We start from the raw sequence: 18,889 nt of genomic DNA, 5'->3' as shown, positions 1-18,889 counted from the left end.
GTGGGGGCCATAGAGGACGCGAATGCCGACTTTTTCCCAAAGCCTTGAACAATCCCTGCATCGTGCGCTGGCGATCGCAAACGAGCGTCATCACCAATACGCGACGCTCGAGCATCTTTTGCTCTCACTGATCGACGACTCCGATGCAGCCGCCGTCATGCGCGCCTGTAGCGTCGATCTCGACAAGCTCCGTACGAGCCTCGTCAACTACCTTGAGACCGAATTCGAAAACCTGGTGACGGATGGCGCCGACGACGCCAAGCCGACCGCCGGTTTCCAGCGCGTGATCCAGCGCGCGGTGATCCACGTGCAATCCTCCGGTCGCGAAGAGGTGACCGGCGCCAATGTGCTGATCGCGATCTTTGCCGAGCGCGAGAGTCATGCCGCGTATTTCCTGCAGGAGCAGGACATGACGCGCTATGACGCGGTCAACTATATCAGCCACGGCATTGCCAAGCGTCCGGGTGTCTCCGAGGCGCGCCCCGTGCGCGGCGTCGACGAGGAGACCGAGACCAAGGGCAACGAGGACGCCAAGAAGAAGGGCGAGGCGCTCGAGACCTATTGCGTCAACCTCAACAAGAAGGCACGCGACGGCAAGATCGATCCGGTGATCGGACGCAATTCCGAGATCAACCGCGCGATCCAGGTGCTGTGCCGGCGGCAGAAGAACAACCCGCTGTTCGTGGGCGAGGCCGGCGTCGGCAAGACCGCGATTGCGGAGGGTCTTGCCAAGCGCATCGTCGACAGCGAGGTGCCGGAGGTGTTGGCGGCCGCGACCGTGTTCTCGCTGGACATGGGGACGCTGCTTGCCGGCACGCGCTATCGCGGCGACTTCGAGGAGCGCCTGAAGCAGGTGCTGAAGGAGCTCGAGGCGCATCCCAACGCCATCCTGTTCATCGACGAGATCCACACCGTCATCGGTGCGGGCGCCACGTCGGGTGGGGCGATGGATGCTTCCAACCTGCTTAAGCCGGCGCTGGCGTCGGGCACCATCCGCTGCATGGGCTCGACCACCTACAAGGAATATCGCCAGCACTTCGAGAAGGACCGCGCGCTGGTGCGGCGCTTCCAGAAGATCGATATCAACGAGCCGACGGTCGAGGACGCGATCGCGCGATCCTCAAGGGTCTCAAGCCGTATTTCGAGGACTACCACCGGCTGAAGTACACCAACGAGGCGATCGAGGCCGCCGTTCAGCTCTCCTCGCGCTACATCCACGACCGCAAGCTGCCGGACAAGGCGATCGACGTGATCGACGAGTCGGGTGCGGCGCAGATGCTGGTCGCCGAGAACAAGCGCAAGAAGACCATCGGCATCAAGGAGATCGAGACCACGATCGCCTCGATGGCACGGATCCCGCCGAAGAGCGTGTCGAAGGACGACGCCGAGGTGCTCAAGCATCTCGAAACGACGCTGAAGCGCACCGTGTTCGGTCAGGACAAGGCGATCGAGTCGCTCGCCGCATCGATCAAGCTGGCGCGCGCCGGTTTGCGTGAGCCGGAGAAGCCGATCGGCTGCTATTTGTTCTCAGGGCCCACCGGCGTCGGCAAGACCGAGGTCGCAAAGCAGCTCGCGGCAAGCCTCGGCGTCGAGCTGTTGCGCTTCGACATGTCCGAATACATGGAGCGGCACACCGTGTCGCGCCTGATCGGCGCGCCTCCCGGCTATGTCGGCTTCGACCAGGGCGGCCTCTTGACCGACGGCGTCGACCAGCATCCGCATTGCGTGGTGCTGCTTGACGAGATCGAGAAGGCGCATCCCGATCTCTACAACGTGCTGCTGCAGATCATGGATCACGGCCGGCTCACCGACCACAACGGCAAGCAGGTCAATTTCCGCAACGTGATCCTGATCATGACCACGAACGCGGGTGCTTCCGATCTCGCCAAGCAGGCGTTCGGCTTCACACGTTCGAAGCGGGAAGGCGACGACCACGAGGCGATCAACCGGCAGTTCGCGCCGGAATTCCGCAACCGTCTCGATGCCATCGTCTCGTTCGGTCATCTCAGCGTCGAGGTGATCGGCACGGTGGTCGAGAAGTTCGTGCTTCAGCTCGAAGCGCAGCTCGGCGACCGCGACGTCACCATCGAGCTGTCCGAGCCGGCCAAGACCTGGCTGGTCCAGCACGGCTACGACGAGCAGATGGGCGCGCGGCCGATGGCCCGCGTGATCCAGGAGCACATCAAGAAGCCGCTGGCCGACGAGGTGCTGTTCGGCAAGCTGAAGGGTGGCGGCCACGTCCGCGTCGTCCTGGTGAAGGACGAGGCCGACGAGACCAAGGACAAGATCGGCTTCGAGTTCGTCGAAGGTCCGGTCACGCCGAAGCAGGAGAAGCTCCCGGGTGCTCGCAAGCGCCCGCCGGGCAAGTCAAAGCCGGGCGGTCCCGGCGGCTCGAAGGGGCCGACCTCCAAGGGCCCGCTGGTCAAGGCTTGATCTGCACGCGATGAAATCGAAAAGGCCGGCTGCAAAGCCGGCCTTTTTGTTGGCGCCGATGTCGGCGTCGAGGGCCGCGGGAACTGGGCCTGGCTCCTTTTAGTCTCCCCGCAGGCGCTGATCGTCCTGGACGCGAACGTGCTCGGCGCCGCGCGCGCCCACGGGAGACAGCCGCAGCATGCTCAGCACCGCGCCGCAGAGCGCAAATCCGACGCCGACGAGGAGCGCCAGCCTGGTGCCCTCAACCGGGTACCGTCCGAGCAGCAGCGCCACCAGCGCTGCCCCCGTGGTCTGGCCGAGCAGGCGCGCCGTGCCCAGCATCCCGCTTGCGCCGCCGGCGCGCTCGCGCGGGGCGGCCGCGATCATGGTGCGGTTGTTAGGGGTCTGGAACAGGCCGAAGCCGGCACCGGCCAGCGCCATGCGCCAGATCACGTCAAGCGGGGTCGGGCTTGCGGGCAGGAAGGCCAGCGCGGCGAGACCGCAGGCGAACAGCGTGAGCCCGATGCCGCCGAGCAGGCCCGCCGGATAGTGCTCGACGAGGCGGCCGGCAAGGGGCGCTGCGAATGCCACCGCGATCGGCCAGGGCGTGATCAAGAGCCCCATATGCACGGCCGAATAGCCGAAGCGGCTCTGGAGATAGAAGGGGATCGCGACGAAGGCCAGCATCTGCCCGCAGAACGATGCGATCGAAGTCGCAATCGACAGCGCGAACACCGGAATGCGTAACAGATCGACCGGCAAGAGCGGCGAGCTCTTATGGGTTTCGCGATAGATCAGCAGCGCGCCAGCGACGATGGCGATGGCGAATTGCGCGATGCAGGTGATGGCGGCCTCACCATGACCGACGCTGTCGACGGCGGCGATGCCGACACCGAACGTGATCGCGGACAGGCCCGCGCTCTGCCAGTCGAAGGAACGGCTCGCTGGCTTGGTGTGCGGCAGGCTGCGCAGGCCGATCAGCAATGTCACCGCACCGAGGGGCACGTTGATCGCGAACAGCCAGGGCCAGCTTCCGATGGCCAGGATGCCGGCGGCGAGCGTCGGTCCGACCGCAGCCGAGAAGGCGACCACGAGCGCGTTGAGCCCGATGCCGCGGCCGAGCTGGCTGCGCGGATAGGTGAAGCGCACCAGCGCCGCGTTGACGCTCATGATGCCGGCGGCGCCAAAGCCCTGGAGGATGCGGCGCGGCCGTCAGCAGCGGCAGCGTGTGCGCCAGCGCGCACAATGCGGAGGCCAGCGTGAACAGCACCAGTCCGACCAGATAGACGCGGCGATAGCCGACGATCTCGCCGAGCGAAGCCAGCGGCAGAAGTGAGATCGTGATCGCTAGCTGGTAGCCGTTGACGATCCAGATCGAGAAGGCCGGGCTTGCATCGAGGTCGGCCGCGATCGTCGGCAGTGCGACGTTGGCGATGGCGCTGTCGACCACCGCCATGATGATGCCAAGCGCAATCGTCAGCACTGCCTGGTTGCGCTGTGGCTGCGGCAGGCCGTCGGCGTGCTCGATGGTGGTCGATGACATCGTGAAGCGTGCTTGCTCGAGACGCGGTTGCTGGTCCGCAACCTGGTCCGACCCGTGATGGTTCCAGCCAAAGCCTGGACGATTCCAGTCCTATTTCGGCTTCCGTGGCTCCTGAATCGCCCTGAGGTAGCTTACCACGGCCTCGGCGTCGTCTCGGCCGAATCGAGGCGTTGGCATCGAGCGGTGGATGCTGCTGTAGCCGTCCTGGAGGCGCTGCACGAAGTCGGGATCGTAGAGTTTGTTCTCGCCGAGGTTCCGGAAGGGCGGTGCCAGTTCGTTCCGGCTCTTGCCCGTCCTGCCGACCGCGTGGCACTGCGCGCACATCCGTTGCAGCAGTGCTTCGGCGCGCCGCTGTTGGAGATCCAGGGCTTGACTTGCCGTGCTCCACAGAACGCCAACGGCCAGCAGCGCTGGCGCGATCCTATTCATCGCTCATGTCCATCATTCCCAGCGCAGGGCCTTCATGGCAAATCGGCGCGGCAGCATCGCGAGTGCCGCAGCGTGTCACGGCCGACGCAGGCGGGCTTGATGCAGCTCAAGTATCCTACACCGCCGGCGGATTCCGGTCGGTGAAGGTCACGCGCTGGTGCCAATAGGGATAGGGCAGCGTCACCGTGCTCGCTGCATCGAGCTTTGCGACCTGGTCCTTGGTCAAGGACCAGCCGACCGCACCGAGATTTTCGCGCAGCTGGGTCTCGTTGCGCGCGCCGATGATCAGCGTCGAAACGGTCGGACGCTGGAGCAGCCAGTTGAGCGCGATCTGCGAGACGCTCTTGCCCGTCTCCTTTGCGATTTCGTCGATGGCCTCGACGACACGGTAGACATGCTCGTCCGGCACGGGCGGTCCGAACTCGGCCGTCTTGGGCAGCCGGCTGACTTCCGGCTTCGGCTGGCCACGCCGAATTTTTCCGGTGAGGCGTCCCCATCCGAGCGGCGACCAGACCACGGCACCCAACCCCTGGTCGAGCCCGAGCGGCATCAACTCCCATTCGTAATCGCGCCCGATCAGCGAATAGTAGGTCTGGTTGGCGACGTAGCGCGGAAAGCCGTGCTTGTCGGCGACGGCGAGCGATTTCATCAGGTGCCAGCCCGAGAAATTCGAGACGCCGACGTAGCGGATCTTGCCGGCGCGCACGAGCACATCGAGCGTGCCAAGCACCTCTTCGGGCGGGGTGAAGGCGTCGAAGCCGTGCAGCTGGAACAGGTCGATGTAGTCGGTGCCGAGCCTGCTCAGCGAACCATCGATGGCCGCGAGCAGATGCTGCCGCGACGAGCCGATATCGTTAGGGCCCTCGCCGAAGCGGAACGTCGCCTTGGTCGAGATCAGAACCTTGTCGCGGCGGCCCTTGATCGCTTCGCCGAGCACCCGCTCGGATTCGCCGAGAGAATAGACATTCGCAGTGTCGAACATCGACACGCCGGCCTCGAGGCAGATGTCCAGAAGGCGCCGCGCTTCGGTCGCGTCGGTCGTGCCCCAAGCCGCAAGGCGGCCGACGCCGCCGAAGGTGCCGGTGCCAAGACTGAGGGCGGGCACCATGAGGCCTGAACTGCCCAAGCGTCGGTATTCCATCGTTCTGCTCCTCGGCTGGCCGCTGGTTGATCGGTACGGCCTTGCGGGCCGATGGTAATGCAAGCAGGCGCTGCGTCCTATCACGCGCTCACATACCGGCCTTGCTTGGGTAGGCGCATATCGTCGAATGCAGCCTCGCAACGCGCGCGCCGAACGTCGTCACCAAAGATTGAACTTCGAGCCTCGTTGCGGGTGAGAGGAAGCGCGCGCGTCCGCATCATCCGCCTGCCGCGGCGGAAGCGTCGGGCTCCAGCCATCACGACCAGCACCGGATCGCGGTCACACCCATATCTCAATGCCGCAACTGGCTCTGCCGGAAGTCGCGCGGCGACATTCCGAAATGCTCGCGGAAGACGCGGCCGAAATGCGAGAGGTCGTTGAAGCCCCAGCCGAACGCGATCTCGCTGATGTGGCGATGGGCGAGCACGGGCGAGGCGAGGTCGCACCGGCATCGGGCGAGGCGTTCGGCAAGAACATGGCGCTGGAAGGAGGTGTCCTCGTCGGCGAGAAGATCGTTGACGTAGCGCGGCGAGATGCCGAGCGCGCCGGCGGTCTCCGCGAGTGAGAGGTCGGGATCGGAGAGATGCGCGCGGATGTGCGCCTTCAACCGGTAGAGCAGGGCCGAGCGGTGGGTCGAGGACGGCAGCGATGTCCTGCCGAGCCGGTCGCTCAGCGCCATGGCGAGCAGATCGACCGCCTGTTCCGACAGCGCGGCGGCGGTGTCCGGGGCCAGCGCGTCCGCGCTCTGGCAAAGCCGGAAGATGAAATCATAGGCGAGCCGCTCGAGCGGCGCGTCGGCTCCGAACGACATCGCAGTCAGCGTTTCGGTGCCGCCGAGCCGGCGCCGCAGCATCTCGCGCGGCACCTTGAAGATGGTCTGCGTGAAGGCGTCGTTGAACTTCAGTTCGTACGGGCGCGTGGTGTCATAGAGCGCGAACTCGCCGGGGTGGATCACGGTCTCCCGGCCATCCTGCACAACCCCGCCGCTGCCGCGATTGCCGAGGGCAATGAGAACAAAATCCTGGTCCGAGCGCGCGATGCGAGAGGGCGTGCGGAACACGTGCTGGCGGTCCGAGCAGACCTCGGAGCATGCCGCCTTGCCGAGCGAAGCCTGCGTGACCGAGCCGCGAAAGGCGCTGCCGAGATCGGACTTGCAGTCGAGGCCGACGAAGACGTCGCAGACGATGTCCTGCCAGAGCGCGAGCCGCCGATAGCCGGGGCTGCCGTCCGTCGTGAACTGGATTGTCATCTGGACAGCCTCCCTTTCACACCCTGCACAATCGCCGGGGATCCAGCCTGCCGGAGGCAAATCCCGTACCGACCGACGGTCCCTTCCCAGTCGAGTTTTTGTTCCGCCGTGGTCGAGCGCCCGGCCGCCTAGCTTGGCCAAATAGACTGCATCGGACGTGGTTTCCGATCAACCGGCAATGGAGGCGGGAATGGGCATCGAGCATCCGAAATACAAGGTCGCGGTGGTGCAGGCGGCGCCGGCCTGGCTCGACCTCGACGCCTCGATCGACAAGTCGATCGCGCTGATCAGGGAGGCCGCGGAAAAGGGCGCCAAGCTGATCGCCTTTCCCGAGGCCTTCATCCCCGGTTACCCCTGGCACATCTGGATGGACTCGCCGGCCTGGGCGATCGGCCGCGGCTTCGTGCAGCGCTATTTCGACAATTCGCTGTCCTACGACAGCCCGCAGGCCGAGCGGCTGCGCGAGGCCGTGCGCAAGGCAAAGCTCACCGCCGTGGTCGGCCTGTCCGAACGCGATGGCGGCAGCCTCTATCTGGCGCAATGGCTGATCGGGCCCGACGGCGAGACCATCGCAAGGCGCCGCAAGCTGCGGCCGACCCATGCCGAGCGCACCGTCTATGGCGAGGGTGACGGCAGCGACCTTGCCGTGCATGCGCGACCCGACATCGGCCGTCTCGGCGCACTATGCTGCTGGGAGCATCTCCAGCCGCTGTCGAAATACGCGATGTATGCCCAGAACGAGCAGGTCCATGTCGCGGCCTGGCCGAGCTTCTCGCTCTACGATCCCTTCGCGCCAGCGCTGGGAGCCGAGGTCAACAACGCCGCCTCGCGCGTCTATGCGGTGGAGGGCTCCTGCTTCGTGCTGGCGCCTTGCGCGACGGTGTCTCAGGCCATGATCGACGAGCTCTGCGACCGGCCGGACAAGCATGCGCTGCTGCATGCCGGCGGCGGGTTTGCCGCGATCTACGGCCCCGACGGCAGCCAGATCGGCGAGAAGTTGGCGCCGGACCAGGAAGGGCTGCTGATCGCCGAGATCGACCTTGGCGTCATCGGCGTCGCCAAGAACGCCGCTGACCCGGCCGGCCACTATTCGCGGCCCGACGTGACGCGGCTTCTGCTCAACAAGAAGCGGTACCAGCGCGTCGAGCAGTTCGCGCTGCCGGTCGACACCGTCGAGCCCACGGAGATCGCGGCGGCGGCAAGCTGAGCGTCGCCGCGCGAAGACGGGCTTACGTTAGGCGACGCAGTGCCCGAGCAGTTCCGGATGTGCGGCGCAGATATGGTGCGCGCCGGCATCGCGCAGCTCGGCCTCGCTGCCATAGCCATAGAGCACGCCGATTGCGGTCATGCCGTTGGTCCTGGCTCCGACCACGTCATGGCTGCGGTCGCCGATCATGATCGCGTTGTTCGCCTCGACCCTGGCCTCGTCGAGCGCATAGCGGAGCAGGTCGCGCTTGTCGACGCGGGTGCCGTCAAGCTCGGAGCCGAACACGCGCTCGAAATACGGCTTCAGGCCGAAATGATCGACGATGCGGGTGGCGTAGACCGCGGGCTTGCTGGTCGCGACGAACATGCGCGGTGTTGTCGCGGCAAGCCTCGTGAGGGTGTCCATGATGCCGGCATAGGCTTCGTTCTCGAACAGGCCGATATCGCTGAAGCGCTCCCGATAGAGCAGCAGCGCGCGGTCGGCGAGTTCGTCGGTTCCGGTGAGCTTTTTCAGGCTGGCATGCAGCGGCGGCCCGATGCACCAGGTCAGCTCGTCCTCGCTCGGGACAGGCTGGTTGAGCCGATCCAGGGCGTATTGGATGGATCGCGTGATCCCCGGCTTGGGATTGGTCAGCGTGCCGTCGAGATCAAAAAAGATTGTCACCATCCGGGCGGGACCTGCGTTGTTACTGCCGCTCGTGCTAATTGGCTGGGGTTCCAAGTCAAGGTCCGATTTGTCCGATAGCGTCAATGCCATGCGAATAGCTCGGGTCATCGCAGTCTTGTGCCACGCCCTCGTGCTGTCGCCGGCGCTCGCAGAGGAGACGCGGCCTCCCGTCGCGCCTCCGAATGCCGAGGAGCCCGCGAAGCCGGCGGAGAAACCCGCGGACGCGCGCGAGAGCGACACGCGGGAGTCGATCTGCCTGATCGTGGAGGCGGCTGCGCGCGATGCCAATCTCCCGCTCGAATTCTTCGCCCGGGTGATCTGGCAGGAAAGCCGCTTCCAGGCCGATGCGGTCGGCCCCATGACGCGCAACGGGGAGCACGCGCAAGGGATCGCGCAGTTCATGCCAGGCACGGCAAGCGAGCGTGGGCTGCTCAATCCGTTCAATCCGGTGCAGGCGCTGCCGAAGTCGGCCGAGTTCTTGAACGAGCTGCGCAACCAGTTCGGAAATCTCGGCCTCGCCGCGGCTGCCTACAATGCCGGTCCGCGGCGTGTGCAGGAATGGCTCGCCGGCACCGGCCCGATGCCGGAGCAGACCCGCAACTACGTCTTCGCCATCACCGGCACGAGCGTCGACGCCTGGGCCAAGGCCGGCAGCACCGGCAAGGGGCCGCCGAGTTCACCGCCGACGAGCTGCCGTGATCTGATGGCGCTGCTGAAGCGCGCGCCGAACCCGTTCGTCGCCGAGCTCGAGCAGCATGTGGAGCTTGCCGCCGCAAAGATCTGGGGCGTGCAGCTCGCGGCCGGCTTCGACCGCAACAAGGCGCTGGCGATGTATTCCAGGGCGGTCACGAGACTGAGCGCCGTGATCGGCGAGCGTGACCCGAGCCTGCTAAGCTCGGTGATGCGCAGCCGCGGCACGCGCGCCTTCTACCAGGTCCGTATCGGCGCGGATACCCGAGCCGAGGCCGATGATCTGTGCAACCGCATCCGCAAGGCAGGCGGCGCCTGCTTCGTGCTGAAGAACCGCGGTGTGAGCGGGTAGAGCGCATTCGCTCTGGGCGTCATTCCGGGGCGATGCGAAGCATCCATCGGGCTACAGAGACCGTCGCGAGATGGATTCCGGGTTCGCGCCAAGTGGCGCGCCCCGGAATGACGACGGTGGTCCTGGGCCTCGCGCATGTCAGCCCCGCCGTGCCCTTCCTTGACGCGCGCCGCCGTCTCGCGCGTTATGCCGCCAGGATTCCTCACCAGCCAAAGCTCTCCGTGGCGCTTCCTCCACTCGATTCCCCTCAATGGCAAAGTCCGTGGCGCGCGTTTGCGTGGGGACTGCGCTCGATCACGCAGACGATCCTCACCATCGTGCTGTTCGTGACCTATCTCGGCATCGGCGCGCTTGCCCACGACACCCATTTCAGCCTGCTCTGGGCGCTCTGCTCGACGCTATTCGTTTGGGCCGGGCCGGCACAGATCATCCTGATCACCACGCTCGGCTCCGGCGCGACCATCATCCAGTCCGCGATTGCGGTGACCGTGAGCGCCATTCGGCTGTTTCCAATGGTCGTGTCGGTGCTGCCGCTGATGCGCACGCCGACGACGAAACGACGCGAGCTGGTCTTCGCCGCGCATCTGACCGCGGTGACGCTGTGGGTCGAATGCCATCGCTTCCTGCCGCTTGTGCCGCGGCAGCGGCGCATCGCCTTCGTCCACGGGCTCGGCTGTGGCCTCGTTTCGGTGTGCCTCGTCGCCAACACCGTCGGCTATTTCCTCGCCGCCAATCTGACGCAGACGCTGGGAGCGGCGATCCTGCTGCTGACGCCGCTGTCCTTCCTGTTCTCGACCGCGCGCAACAGCCGCGAGGTCGCCGACGTCGTCGCGCTGACGCTCGGGATCTTGCTCTATCCGCTGGCCGCGAAGATGAACTCCGGCCTCGACATCCTCGTCAGCGGCGTGGCGGCCGGCACGATCGCCTATGGCGTGCATTGGTGGCGGGAGGTGCGCGCATGAGCTACGCGCAGCTCATCGGCGACTGGCAGGCGCTCGTCGTGCTGTTCGTCGCCGGCGTCGTTCCCAACCAGATCTGGCGCATGCTGGGTCTGTGGTTCGGCGGCGGCATCGACGAGGGCTCCGAGCTGCTGGTCTGGGTGCGGGCGGTCGCGACCGCGATCCTGGCCGGCGTCATCGCCCAGATCGTGGTGGAGCCGCCAGGGGCGCTTGCCACTGTGCCTGACGCGCTGCGCTATGGCGCGGTCGGTGCCGGACTCGTCGTCTTCCTGCTGACCCGCCGCTCGATCTTCGCCGGCGTGGTCACGGGCGAAGTCTTCATGCTGGCCGGCAAGTGGTGGTTGGGCTAAAACCGCCGGCGAACAGCAAGGAACTGAAATATGGTTCGCGAACAGGAGCTCCGCGGGGGCGAGGTCGCCATCGAGCTGCCGCCGACGCAAGATGCCGGGCTCGTCTTCATCGGCCGTATCCGCACGCCCTGGACGTCGCGTCTGGAGACGCCGCGACAGGGGCGTCAGGACGGCCCGATATGCCGGCTCGAGATCTTCGAGCCGTTCGTGCCGGCGATCAAGGGCGTCGATTTCTACAGCAATCTCGAAGTGCTCTACTGGCTCGACCAGTCGCGCCGCGACATCATCCTGCAAAGCCCGAAGAACAACGAGAAGACCCGCGGCACGTTCTCGCTGCGCTCGCCGGTTCGGCCCAACCCGATCGGCACATCGATCGTGAAGCTGGTCGGCATCGAGGGCAATGCGATCCTGGTGCGTGGGCTCGATTGCCTCGACAACACGCCGCTGATCGACATCAAGCCCGACCGTTGCGAGTTCACCCCATTGGCCGCGCCGCAGCCGGGGGATTTCCAGACGGAATGAGGATCAGCCCTTCAAAGCCGCGATCAGCTTGGCCGCGTGCTCTTCCAACACCTTGGCGTCTTCCTTGCGGCTCGCCGGCGGCAGCATGGCGACGCCGTCGTGGCGCGGCATCACGTGCATGTGCAGGTGAAACACCACCTGTCCGCCGGCCGGCTCGTTGAATTGCTGCACGGTGATGCCGTCGGCCTCGAACGCCTTCATCGCGGCGGCCGCGATCTTGTGCGCGCCGCGGGCGACATGGGCGTAGTCGTCCGGCTTGATGTCGAGGATGTTACGGGCAGGGGCCTTGGGGATCACCAGGGTGTGGCCGGGCGTGCGCGGCATGATGTCGAGGAAGGCGATGACGTGCTCGTCCTCGTAGACCTTGTAGCAGGGCAGCTCGCCGCGCAGAATCTTTGCGAAGATGTTGTTGGTGTCGTAGGCGGTCATGGTAGCTCCTCGGCGGCTCCTCGAGACTTTGCACTTACTGTCACCAGCGGCGGCGAGGCGTCAAGGCGCCTCATCGGCGCCCTTGCGGAACGGGCCGAGCTCGGCGAGCTCCCGTCCGGCCTCCGCGACATAGGCGCGCTCGCGCTTGAGGTAATCGTCGATGGCGCGGCGGAGTCCCGGATCGGCGATGAAGTGGGCGGAGTAGGTGGTGCGCGGCAGGTAGCCGCGCGCGATCTTGTGTTCGCCTTGCGCGCCGGCCTCGACATGCTTCAGGCCGTGTCTGATCGCGAAGTCGATCGCCTGATAGTAGCAGACCTCGAAATGCAGGAACGGATGATGCTCGACCGCGCCCCAGTTGCGGCCGAACAGCGTGTCCGAGCCGATGAAGTTGATCGCACCCGCGATCCAGCGGCCGTTGCGGCGGGCCATCACCAGCAGCACGTCCTCGCTCATGGTCTCGCCGATCAGTGAGAAGAACTCGCGCGTCAGGTAAGGCCGGCCCCATTTGCGCGAGCCGGTCTCCATGTAGAATTCGAAGAAGGCATCCCAGGCATCCTCGGTGATGTCCTTGCCCGTCAGCGAGTGGATCGTGATGCCCGCGGCCAGCGCGTCGCGCCGCTCGCGCTTGATCGATTTGCGGTGGCGGGAGTTCAGCGTCGCCAGGAAATCGTCGAAGCTCGTAAACCCCTCGTTGTGCCAGTGGAACTGCTGGTCGGTGCGCTGGAGGAAGCCGTGCTCTGCGAGCAGCTTCCATTCGGCCTCGCGCGCGAAGGTGACGTGGACCGAGGACGCCTTGCTGACGCCGCACAGCGCCACCAAGCCGCTCGCCAGGGCGTCGGTGATCTGCGCACGGTCGATGTCGTCGCGGACCAGCAGCCGCGGCCCCGTCGCCGGCGTGAAGGGAACCGAGACCTGAAGCTTCGGATAGTAGCGCCCGCCGGCGCCCTCATAGGCGTCCGCCCAGCCGCGGTCGAAGACGTATTCACCCTGGCTGTGCGATTTCAGATAGCAGGGCACGACGCCGGCGACGCGGCCGTCGACCTTGGCCACGAGGTGCCGCGGACCCCAGCCGGTGCGGATGGTCGCCGAGCCCGATTTCTCGAGGGCGGATAGAAATGCGTGTGAGACGAACGGGTTATAGGTAGGTCTTGAGAGCCCAAGAGAATCGTCTGGAAGGGCGGATGAGGTTCCCAGGCCATGCCCCTTGCAAGCCTTTTCGTTAAGAGCCTTGCCGGGATTGGCGCAAGCGTCCCAATCCTCGGGCGAGACTTCGCCTATGGACGGTACGGCCTCGAGCGTAATGTCGGATGATGCCATTGCGCCCAAGATCGTGCATTGCAGCAGCGACTTCAAGGGGTGGAGGAACACAGGTCTCGTGCCCCGGACGCAGCGCAGCACCTAGTGGTGCGCTGCTGAGCCGGGGCCCATGTGGCAGCGCGCTCGCGGAGAGATGGGTCCCGGCTCTGCGCAGCAACGCGATGCGTTGCAGCGCGTCCGGGACACGAGAGCTTATGTGCGGCGACGACAACGCCCCCTACGGCACGAACCCCTCAAAAATCATCTGGTCCGCATATTGGCCGACCCGCGTCCGCTGCTCCGGGGTGCGGACGGTCCAGCCGAGCAGGGCGCAGCCGAAGACGTTGCGCGCGATCCAGGGGGCGGGGGCCGGAAGGTGATCGACCTTGAACGCGACGAAGTGAGGCTGGGTCCGGAAGCCATGGCGAAGGTACAGCATGCTGTCGCGCTGCTCCCTGGTGAGCTTGGCCCAATACTCATCCTCATAGGTCCGTTGCGCGACGATGCCGCGCGGACGGGAGGGCAGCAATTCGCGCAGCGCCAGCACCTGGTCGGGATCGAACGACATGCCGACCGCCGGGCCGTCATAGGACGCCAAGACTTCAGCCATCCGCTTCACCAGCTTGCGGTCGCCGCCAAAATGACTCTTCACCTCGATCACCAGCGGCACGCGGCCGGCGACCATGGCGCAGAGGTCACTGAGCGACATCATCCGCTCGTCGGTGTCCCTGAACCTGACCGCCCTCAGCTCCGCCGCGGTCTTCGAGATGATGTCCCCGGTGGCCTCGGTGAGACGGCCCAGCGCGTGGTCGTGATGCACCATGGCCTCGCCGTCGGCCGAGAGCTGGATATCGACCTCGATCGTGAAATTGCCCGCAATCGCAGCCTGCACCGCGCCCGGCATGTTCTCGACGATGCCGCGCGAAATGTCGTGCAGGCCGCGGTGGGCGACCGGCCGGGCTGTCAGCCAATCCGGAGCACGCATTCGCGTCAGGCGACCTCGAACACGCCTTCGACCTCGACCGCCGCATCGGCGGGCAACGAGGCGACCCCGACCGTGGTCCGGGCATGGCGGCCCTTGTCGCCGAAGGCGGCGACCATGAGGTCGGAGGCGCCGTTGAGCACCTTCGGGCCGTCCAGGAAGTCCGGCGCCGAGTTGATGAAGCCGCCGAGGCGGACCACCCGCACGACCTTGTCGAGATCGCCGAGCGCCGCCTTGACCTGGGCCAGCAGGTTCACCGCGCAGCCACGCGCGGCCGCCGCCCCCTCCTCGATGGAGACCCCAGCGCCGAGCTTGCCCTTGGCGATCAGCTTGCCGGCGGGGTCGAAGCAGACCTGGCCGGAGACGAACAGCAGATTGCCGGTCCGCACGAACGGGACGTAGTTGGCGACGGGGGTGGGGGCCTCATGCAGCTTGATGCCCTGTTCCGCCAGTTTCTGCTCGACCGTGCCCGCCATGTCCGACCTCGTTGTCCAAAATCATTGCCCCGGCGCGTCCGTTTGAAGGCCGGGCGCGCCCTGTTTCGCCCATCGTGCCGTCACATGCAAGCAACCGGAAGGGGGCGCATTTTGTCGAGGCGGACCAACGCGAAGGGGCAACTTTACGTGAAACGGCCTCAGTTGCGACGCAATGGAACGGTCATTAAAATGTCGATTCTGCGCTTTCCTCAGGGAACAGACATGGTGCACCTTTTCCGGACTTCGCTCGGTGTGATGGCGCTCGCGGCGGCCGCTTTCGGCCCCGGCGGCGGGGCGCTGGCCGCCAATGGTCCGTTCCTCGCGCACCAGGCGCTGTATGACCTCAATCTCGTCAAATCGCGCTCCAATTCGGTCAACAGTGCCCGCGGCCGCATTCTCTACAATTTCACGGGGAACGCCTGCGAGGGCTATACCTCGGAATTCCGCCAGGTCTCGGAGCTCGACAGCGGCGAGGGCAAGGTCACGCTCAGCGATCTCCGCTCCAATTCCTGGGAGGACGCCGCCGGCAAGAGCTACCGCTTCAAGATCGAGACGCGCATGAACGAGGCGGATGCCGGCCGCGTCGACGGCTCGGCCGAGCGCGACGGCGACCACATCAACGTCAAGCTGAAGCTGCCGGCGCCGAAGAGCTTTACACTCGACGGCAAGATCGTGTTCCCGACCGAGCAGATCCAGCGCATCATCGCCGCCGCCAAAGAAGGCAAGTCGCTGCTCGAGCTCTCCGTCTACGACGGCTCGGACGACGGCCAGAAAGTCTACAACACGCTGACCGTGATCGGCCAGCCGATCCCCGCCGACCGGGCCACCTCGTCCGATCCGTCGACCTCGGACGAGCACATGAAGTCGCTGAAGCGCTGGCCCGTCACCGTCAGCTATTTCGATCGCGACGCCCAGCAGAAAGAGGGCGAGCAGACGCCGGTCTATGCGATGTCGTTCGAACTCTACGAGAACGGCGTCTCGCGCCAGCTCGTGCTCGATTACAACGATTTTGTGATCTCGGGTTCGATGGGCAAGTTCGACGTCAAGGACAGCAAGCCCTGCAATTGAGGGTTCGTTGCATCTAGCCCTCGACACCGTCTCCCGCTACGCTTCCTTCCAACCACAACTCCGGGAGGCACGCACCATGCCCAAGCTCGACCATCTTCGCCCCAGCGGCCTGCATCACAATCCCGCTTACTCCCACGTCGTGACCGCTACCGGTGCGCGCACCATCTACATCTCCGGCCAGGTGTCGGTGGATGAGGAGGGGCGGATCGTCGGCGAGGGCGATATCGCCGCGCAGACGACGCAGGTGATGCAGAATCTCGGGCAAGCCTTGAAGGCGGCGGGGGCCACCTACGCCAACATCGTCAAGATCACGACGTTCGTCGTGAACTACAAGCCGGAGCTGCGGCCGATCATCGGCAAGGCGCGCTCCGCCTTCTTCGAAGGCATGGAGCCGCCGGCCTCGACGCTCGTCGGCGTCTCCGCGCTCGCCGCGCCGGAATGGCTGATCGAGATCGAGGCGATCGCGGTCACGGATTGATTTCGCTGCGCTCTATCTGGGCGACGAGTGCGTCGCCTTGGACATCTCCCGCAGAACAGCCATCGCCTCGTCGGCCCTGTCGGCGGGCACGAAGAGATGGTCGTGGTGGAAGGCCGACACGGCGTTCACGCTGATGCCGGCTTCGGCCAGACGCGCCGTGATTGCCGCCAGAAGGCCCACCGCATCGAGTGCGGAGTGAACTGTCAAGGTGATCAGGCGCGAGGGAAATTCATGGCGTAGTCCGGCACGCTCGGCCTGCTCGTGCAGCATCACCAGCGTTGTTCCTTCGCGTTCGCGGAACTTCAGCATCGGGCTGATGGTGGCTGGAATGCTCGCGTTCGGCGCAAGCGTACAAAACACGAAGATGCCGTCCAGGATCTCCGGCCTCATGTGACTCAGCAGCGCATCGAGATCGCGTTCACCCGCCATCACTCCTGCGCCTTCTCCGGCCCGTCATAGGCGATGCCGCGGATCACCGCGGCGCTGCCGAACTTCTTGCGCAGGCTGTCCACCGCGCGCTCGGCGTGCGCGGCGCGGCGGTCGAGCATGTCGGTGTCGTCGGCGGGCGAGCCCGCGCGCAGAGCGCTGACGCCGGCGCCCATCAGACGGAAGGCGGTGCCGTCGATCTCCCTGGCCAGCATCTCGCGGCAGATCGAGAAGATCTTTGCGGCGAGCTGGGTCGGGGCCGCAATGGACTGCGAGCGGGTGCGCTGGCGGAAGTCGGCGGTCTTCAGCTTCAGCGTCACGGTGGAGCCGGCGAGTTCGCTGCTTTTCAGGCGCGACGACGTCTTCTCGCACAGTCGCCACAAAATCTTCTCCAGCGTCGCGAAATCGCGGATGTCGGTCTCGAAGGTGGTTTCGCTGGAGATCGTCTTGGCGCCGCGGTCAGGCTCGACGCGGCGGTCGTCGATGCCGCGCGCAAGCCGCCACAGCCGGCGGCCGTCGCTCGGAAACTGCCGCATCATCTCGATCTCGTCGGCCTTCTGCAGGTCGGCGATGATGCGGAAGCCGCGCTGCACGAGGCGCTCCTGGGTTGCGGGCCCTACGCCGAAGATGAAGCCGACCGGCTTTTCCGCCAGCATCAAACGGGCTTCTTCCTGGTCGAGCGCGGCGAAGCCGCGGGGCTTGTCGAGGTCGGAGGCGATCTTGGCCAGGAATTTGTTGCAGGACAGGCCGACCGAGACGGTGATGCCGATGTCACGCTCGACGTCGCGGGCAAAGCGCGCCAGCACCTTTGCCGGGATCATGCCGTGCACCCGTTCGGTGCCGGAGAGATCGAGGAAGGCTTCGTCGATCGAGAGCGGCTCGACCAGCGGCGTCAGCGCCTGCATGGCCTGGCGCACCTCGCGGCCGACGCGGACATATTTGGCCATGTCCGGCCGGATCACGGTCGCATGCGGGCAGGCCTCCAGCGCCTTGAACATCGGCATCGCCGAGCGCACGCCATAGGTGCGTGCGATGTAGCAGGCGGCCGACACCACTCCGCGTTTTCCCCCGCCGATGATGACGGGCCTGTCGGCGATGTCAGGATTGTCGCGCTTCTCGACCGTCGCGTAGAACGCGTCGCAGTCGATATGGGCGATGGTCAGGCCAGCCAGCGCGCGGTGGCGGACGAGGCGAGGGGAACCGCAGGCCGAGCAGCGCCGCACCCCCATATCCAGATCGGCCAGACAATCCCGGCAGAAGCAGCGGGGCCCGGCCGGGTCGGGGGCGGTCACGGCACGTCGCGCTCCCAGGAGCGGTCGCCGAGCGCGTCCCCGAGGACCTGCCGCGCTGCGGCAACGTTGGTCGGATGCAGCTCCGAGGCGCTCGCGAAGGCCTTCACGGTGGCGTCATCGCGCAGCACGAAATCCAGCACGTTAAGGAGGAAATTCGGGTCCGAGGCGGCGTTCCGGAGGGTCTCCGGGCCCACACCTGTCTCGGCCAGGAACAGGCCCAGCCGCTCGGGCTCGCTCGCGACGAAGGACAGCGCCTGAATCGCAACGATTTCAGCGACTTCGCGGGGGTTGTGAACAGGCTTTTTCACGGGCCCGGTTTGCCTTTCCGTTAACTTTCGGTGTCTACTTTGCATCATGCCCGAGTCTCGTGCCTGAGTCTTGCGACCCGGGGCAAGCAACTGGAAACCACATCGCAGAAAGTGGCCCCTCGGCTTTAACGAAACTAGAGCGAATCTGAGGCTAGTTTGAATCCAGTTTTCGAAGCGCCGGAAAGCGGCGCCTGAGGCGTCACATGTATCCGGCTTCGTGCCAATCAGGAGGACGGGATGGCTAAGACCGTCCTGATCGTGGAAGACAACGAGCTCAACATGAAGCTCTTCCGCGACCTGTTGGAGGCGCATGGTTATCAGACCTCGGGCACCAGCAACGGCTACGAGGCGCTCGATCTCGTTCGCAAGATGCGGCCCGACCTCGTGCTGATGGATATCCAGTTGCCGCAGGTCTCCGGCCTCGAGGTGACGCGCTGGATCAAGGACGATCCGGAGCTGCGCAACATTCCCATCGTCGCGGTCACGGCATTCGCGATGAAGGGTGACGAAGAGCGCATCCGCGAGGGCGGCTGCGAGGCCTATTTGTCCAAGCCGATCTCGGTCGGCAAATTCATCGAGACGGTCCGGCGTTTTATCGGATAGGAAGTGAGTTC

The 18,889-nt window shown here is 65.7% G+C and carries 20 protein-coding genes and 2 pseudogenes; 10 read left to right on the top strand and 12 right to left on the bottom strand.

What is annotated here, in order from left to right:
* The first annotated feature begins 22 nt into the window (after nucleotides 1-22).
* Nucleotides 23-2,433, top strand: a pseudogene (gene clpA, locus ABIA42_RS16910) (ATP-dependent Clp protease ATP-binding subunit ClpA).
* 99 nt (nucleotides 2,434-2,532) lie between these two features.
* Here clpA and ABIA42_RS16905 read toward each other — a convergent pair.
* Nucleotides 2,533-3,886, bottom strand: a pseudogene (locus ABIA42_RS16905) (MFS transporter).
* Here ABIA42_RS16905 and ABIA42_RS16900 point away from each other — a divergent pair.
* Complete coding sequence (locus ABIA42_RS16900; protein WP_370157201.1) at nucleotides 3,774-4,013, top strand: hypothetical protein; 240 nt, start codon at nucleotides 3,774-3,776, stop codon at nucleotides 4,011-4,013. The pseudogene ABIA42_RS16905 and the gene ABIA42_RS16900 sit on opposite strands and share 113 nt — an antisense overlap.
* A gap of 32 nt (nucleotides 4,014-4,045) precedes the next feature.
* On the opposite strand, the gene ABIA42_RS16895 is transcribed toward ABIA42_RS16900, so the two are convergent.
* The 3 genes from ABIA42_RS16895 to ABIA42_RS16885 all read right to left on the bottom strand — a co-directional run bounded on the left by ABIA42_RS16895 (nucleotide 4,046) and on the right by ABIA42_RS16885 (nucleotide 6,774).
* Complete coding sequence (locus ABIA42_RS16895; RefSeq protein WP_370123085.1) at nucleotides 4,046-4,384, bottom strand: cytochrome c; 339 nt, start codon at nucleotides 4,382-4,384, stop codon at nucleotides 4,046-4,048.
* A gap of 115 nt (nucleotides 4,385-4,499) precedes the next feature.
* Nucleotides 4,500-5,525, bottom strand: a complete 1,026-nt coding sequence (locus tag ABIA42_RS16890) for an aldo/keto reductase (RefSeq protein ID WP_370123087.1) — start codon at nucleotides 5,523-5,525, stop codon at nucleotides 4,500-4,502.
* Between the two features lie 292 nt (nucleotides 5,526-5,817).
* The gene (locus ABIA42_RS16885; protein WP_370123090.1) at nucleotides 5,818-6,774 is read right to left on the bottom strand and encodes a helix-turn-helix domain-containing protein; all 957 of its coding nucleotides are present in this window, start codon (nucleotides 6,772-6,774) and stop codon (nucleotides 5,818-5,820) included.
* Nucleotides 6,775-6,964: 190 nt separating this feature from the next.
* Here ABIA42_RS16885 and ABIA42_RS16880 point away from each other — a divergent pair, with 190 nt between their 5' ends.
* The gene (locus ABIA42_RS16880) at nucleotides 6,965-7,981 is read left to right on the top strand and encodes a carbon-nitrogen hydrolase family protein (RefSeq protein WP_370123092.1); all 1,017 of its coding nucleotides are present in this window, start codon (nucleotides 6,965-6,967) and stop codon (nucleotides 7,979-7,981) included.
* Between the two features lie 27 nt (nucleotides 7,982-8,008).
* On the opposite strand, the gene ABIA42_RS16875 is transcribed toward ABIA42_RS16880, so the two are convergent.
* On the bottom strand, nucleotides 8,009-8,647 hold the full coding sequence (locus ABIA42_RS16875; RefSeq protein ID WP_271529468.1) for an HAD family hydrolase: 639 nt from the start codon (nucleotides 8,645-8,647) through the stop codon (nucleotides 8,009-8,011).
* 88 nt (nucleotides 8,648-8,735) lie between these two features.
* Here ABIA42_RS16875 and ABIA42_RS16870 point away from each other — a divergent pair, with 88 nt between their 5' ends.
* The 4 genes from ABIA42_RS16870 (at nucleotide 8,736) to tsaA (ending at nucleotide 11,520) form a co-directional block, all read left to right on the top strand.
* A complete protein-coding gene (locus tag ABIA42_RS16870) occupies nucleotides 8,736-9,689 on the top strand; it encodes a transglycosylase SLT domain-containing protein (RefSeq protein ID WP_370123096.1) in 954 nt (317 codons plus the stop codon).
* A gap of 221 nt (nucleotides 9,690-9,910) precedes the next feature.
* Complete coding sequence (locus tag ABIA42_RS16865; protein ID WP_370124069.1) at nucleotides 9,911-10,651, top strand: AzlC family ABC transporter permease; 741 nt, start codon at nucleotides 9,911-9,913, stop codon at nucleotides 10,649-10,651.
* Nucleotides 10,648-10,998 carry an AzlD domain-containing protein gene (locus ABIA42_RS16860; RefSeq protein WP_370123099.1) on the top strand — a complete coding sequence of 117 codons (351 nt, stop codon included), beginning with the start codon at nucleotides 10,648-10,650 and terminating at the stop codon, nucleotides 10,996-10,998. The genes ABIA42_RS16865 and ABIA42_RS16860 overlap by 4 nt, the downstream gene beginning before the upstream one ends.
* 30 nt (nucleotides 10,999-11,028) lie before the next feature.
* Nucleotides 11,029-11,520 carry a tRNA (N6-threonylcarbamoyladenosine(37)-N6)-methyltransferase TrmO gene (gene tsaA / locus ABIA42_RS16855; RefSeq protein WP_370123101.1) on the top strand — a complete coding sequence of 164 codons (492 nt, stop codon included), beginning with the start codon at nucleotides 11,029-11,031 and terminating at the stop codon, nucleotides 11,518-11,520.
* A gap of 3 nt (nucleotides 11,521-11,523) precedes the next feature.
* Here the strand turns inward: tsaA and ABIA42_RS16850 are convergent, their stop codons facing one another.
* From ABIA42_RS16850 to ABIA42_RS16835, 4 genes are all read right to left on the bottom strand, one after another.
* Entirely contained in the window at nucleotides 11,524-11,949 is a 426-nt protein-coding gene (locus ABIA42_RS16850; protein WP_370123104.1) for an HIT family protein, read from the bottom strand.
* A 60-nt stretch (nucleotides 11,950-12,009) separates the two neighbouring features.
* Nucleotides 12,010-13,266, bottom strand: coding sequence for a GNAT family N-acetyltransferase (locus ABIA42_RS16845; protein WP_370123107.1), 1,257 nt, complete (start codon nucleotides 13,264-13,266; stop codon nucleotides 12,010-12,012).
* A gap of 217 nt (nucleotides 13,267-13,483) precedes the next feature.
* Nucleotides 13,484-14,230 (bottom strand): glycerophosphodiester phosphodiesterase, encoded by a 747-nt coding sequence (locus ABIA42_RS16840; RefSeq protein ID WP_370123110.1) that lies wholly within the window; start codon nucleotides 14,228-14,230, stop codon nucleotides 13,484-13,486.
* Between the two features lie 5 nt (nucleotides 14,231-14,235).
* A complete protein-coding gene (locus ABIA42_RS16835; RefSeq protein WP_008130072.1) occupies nucleotides 14,236-14,703 on the bottom strand; it encodes a RidA family protein in 468 nt (155 codons plus the stop codon).
* A gap of 222 nt (nucleotides 14,704-14,925) precedes the next feature.
* On the opposite strand from ABIA42_RS16835, the gene ABIA42_RS16830 reads away from it, so the two are divergent.
* Together ABIA42_RS16830 and ABIA42_RS16825 are read left to right on the top strand one after the other, a co-directional pair.
* The gene (locus tag ABIA42_RS16830; protein WP_271529461.1) at nucleotides 14,926-15,771 is read left to right on the top strand and encodes a cell envelope integrity EipB family protein; all 846 of its coding nucleotides are present in this window, start codon (nucleotides 14,926-14,928) and stop codon (nucleotides 15,769-15,771) included.
* Between the two features lie 76 nt (nucleotides 15,772-15,847).
* Entirely contained in the window at nucleotides 15,848-16,249 is a 402-nt protein-coding gene (locus tag ABIA42_RS16825) for a RidA family protein (RefSeq protein ID WP_370143795.1), read from the top strand.
* 12 nt (nucleotides 16,250-16,261) lie between these two features.
* On the opposite strand, the gene ABIA42_RS16820 is transcribed toward ABIA42_RS16825, so the two are convergent.
* The 3 genes from ABIA42_RS16820 to ABIA42_RS16810 are packed head-to-tail and all read right to left on the bottom strand — an operon-like array spanning nucleotide 16,262 to nucleotide 18,275.
* Complete coding sequence (locus tag ABIA42_RS16820) at nucleotides 16,262-16,678, bottom strand: ACT domain-containing protein (RefSeq protein WP_370143794.1); 417 nt, start codon at nucleotides 16,676-16,678, stop codon at nucleotides 16,262-16,264.
* Nucleotides 16,678-17,967: a DNA polymerase IV gene (locus ABIA42_RS16815; RefSeq protein ID WP_370123114.1), complete on the bottom strand. Its 1,290-nt coding sequence runs from the start codon at nucleotides 17,965-17,967 to the stop codon at nucleotides 16,678-16,680. Before ABIA42_RS16815 ends, ABIA42_RS16820 begins: the two co-directional genes overlap by 1 nt.
* Nucleotides 17,964-18,275: a DUF3572 domain-containing protein gene (locus tag ABIA42_RS16810; protein WP_028177874.1), complete on the bottom strand. Its 312-nt coding sequence runs from the start codon at nucleotides 18,273-18,275 to the stop codon at nucleotides 17,964-17,966. Before ABIA42_RS16810 ends, ABIA42_RS16815 begins: the two co-directional genes overlap by 4 nt.
* A 237-nt stretch (nucleotides 18,276-18,512) precedes the next feature.
* On the opposite strand from ABIA42_RS16810, the gene ABIA42_RS16805 reads away from it, so the two are divergent.
* Entirely contained in the window at nucleotides 18,513-18,878 is a 366-nt protein-coding gene (locus ABIA42_RS16805; RefSeq protein WP_271529458.1) for a response regulator, read from the top strand.
* Nucleotides 18,879-18,889: the final 11 nt, after the last annotated feature.

The organism is Bradyrhizobium sp. USDA 327, assembly GCF_041262065.1.
GTDB lineage: Bacteria > Pseudomonadota > Alphaproteobacteria > Rhizobiales > Xanthobacteraceae > Bradyrhizobium > Bradyrhizobium liaoningense.
The sequence above is the reverse complement of the archived record's forward strand: the minus strand, read 5'-3'. Positions and strand labels throughout refer to the sequence as shown.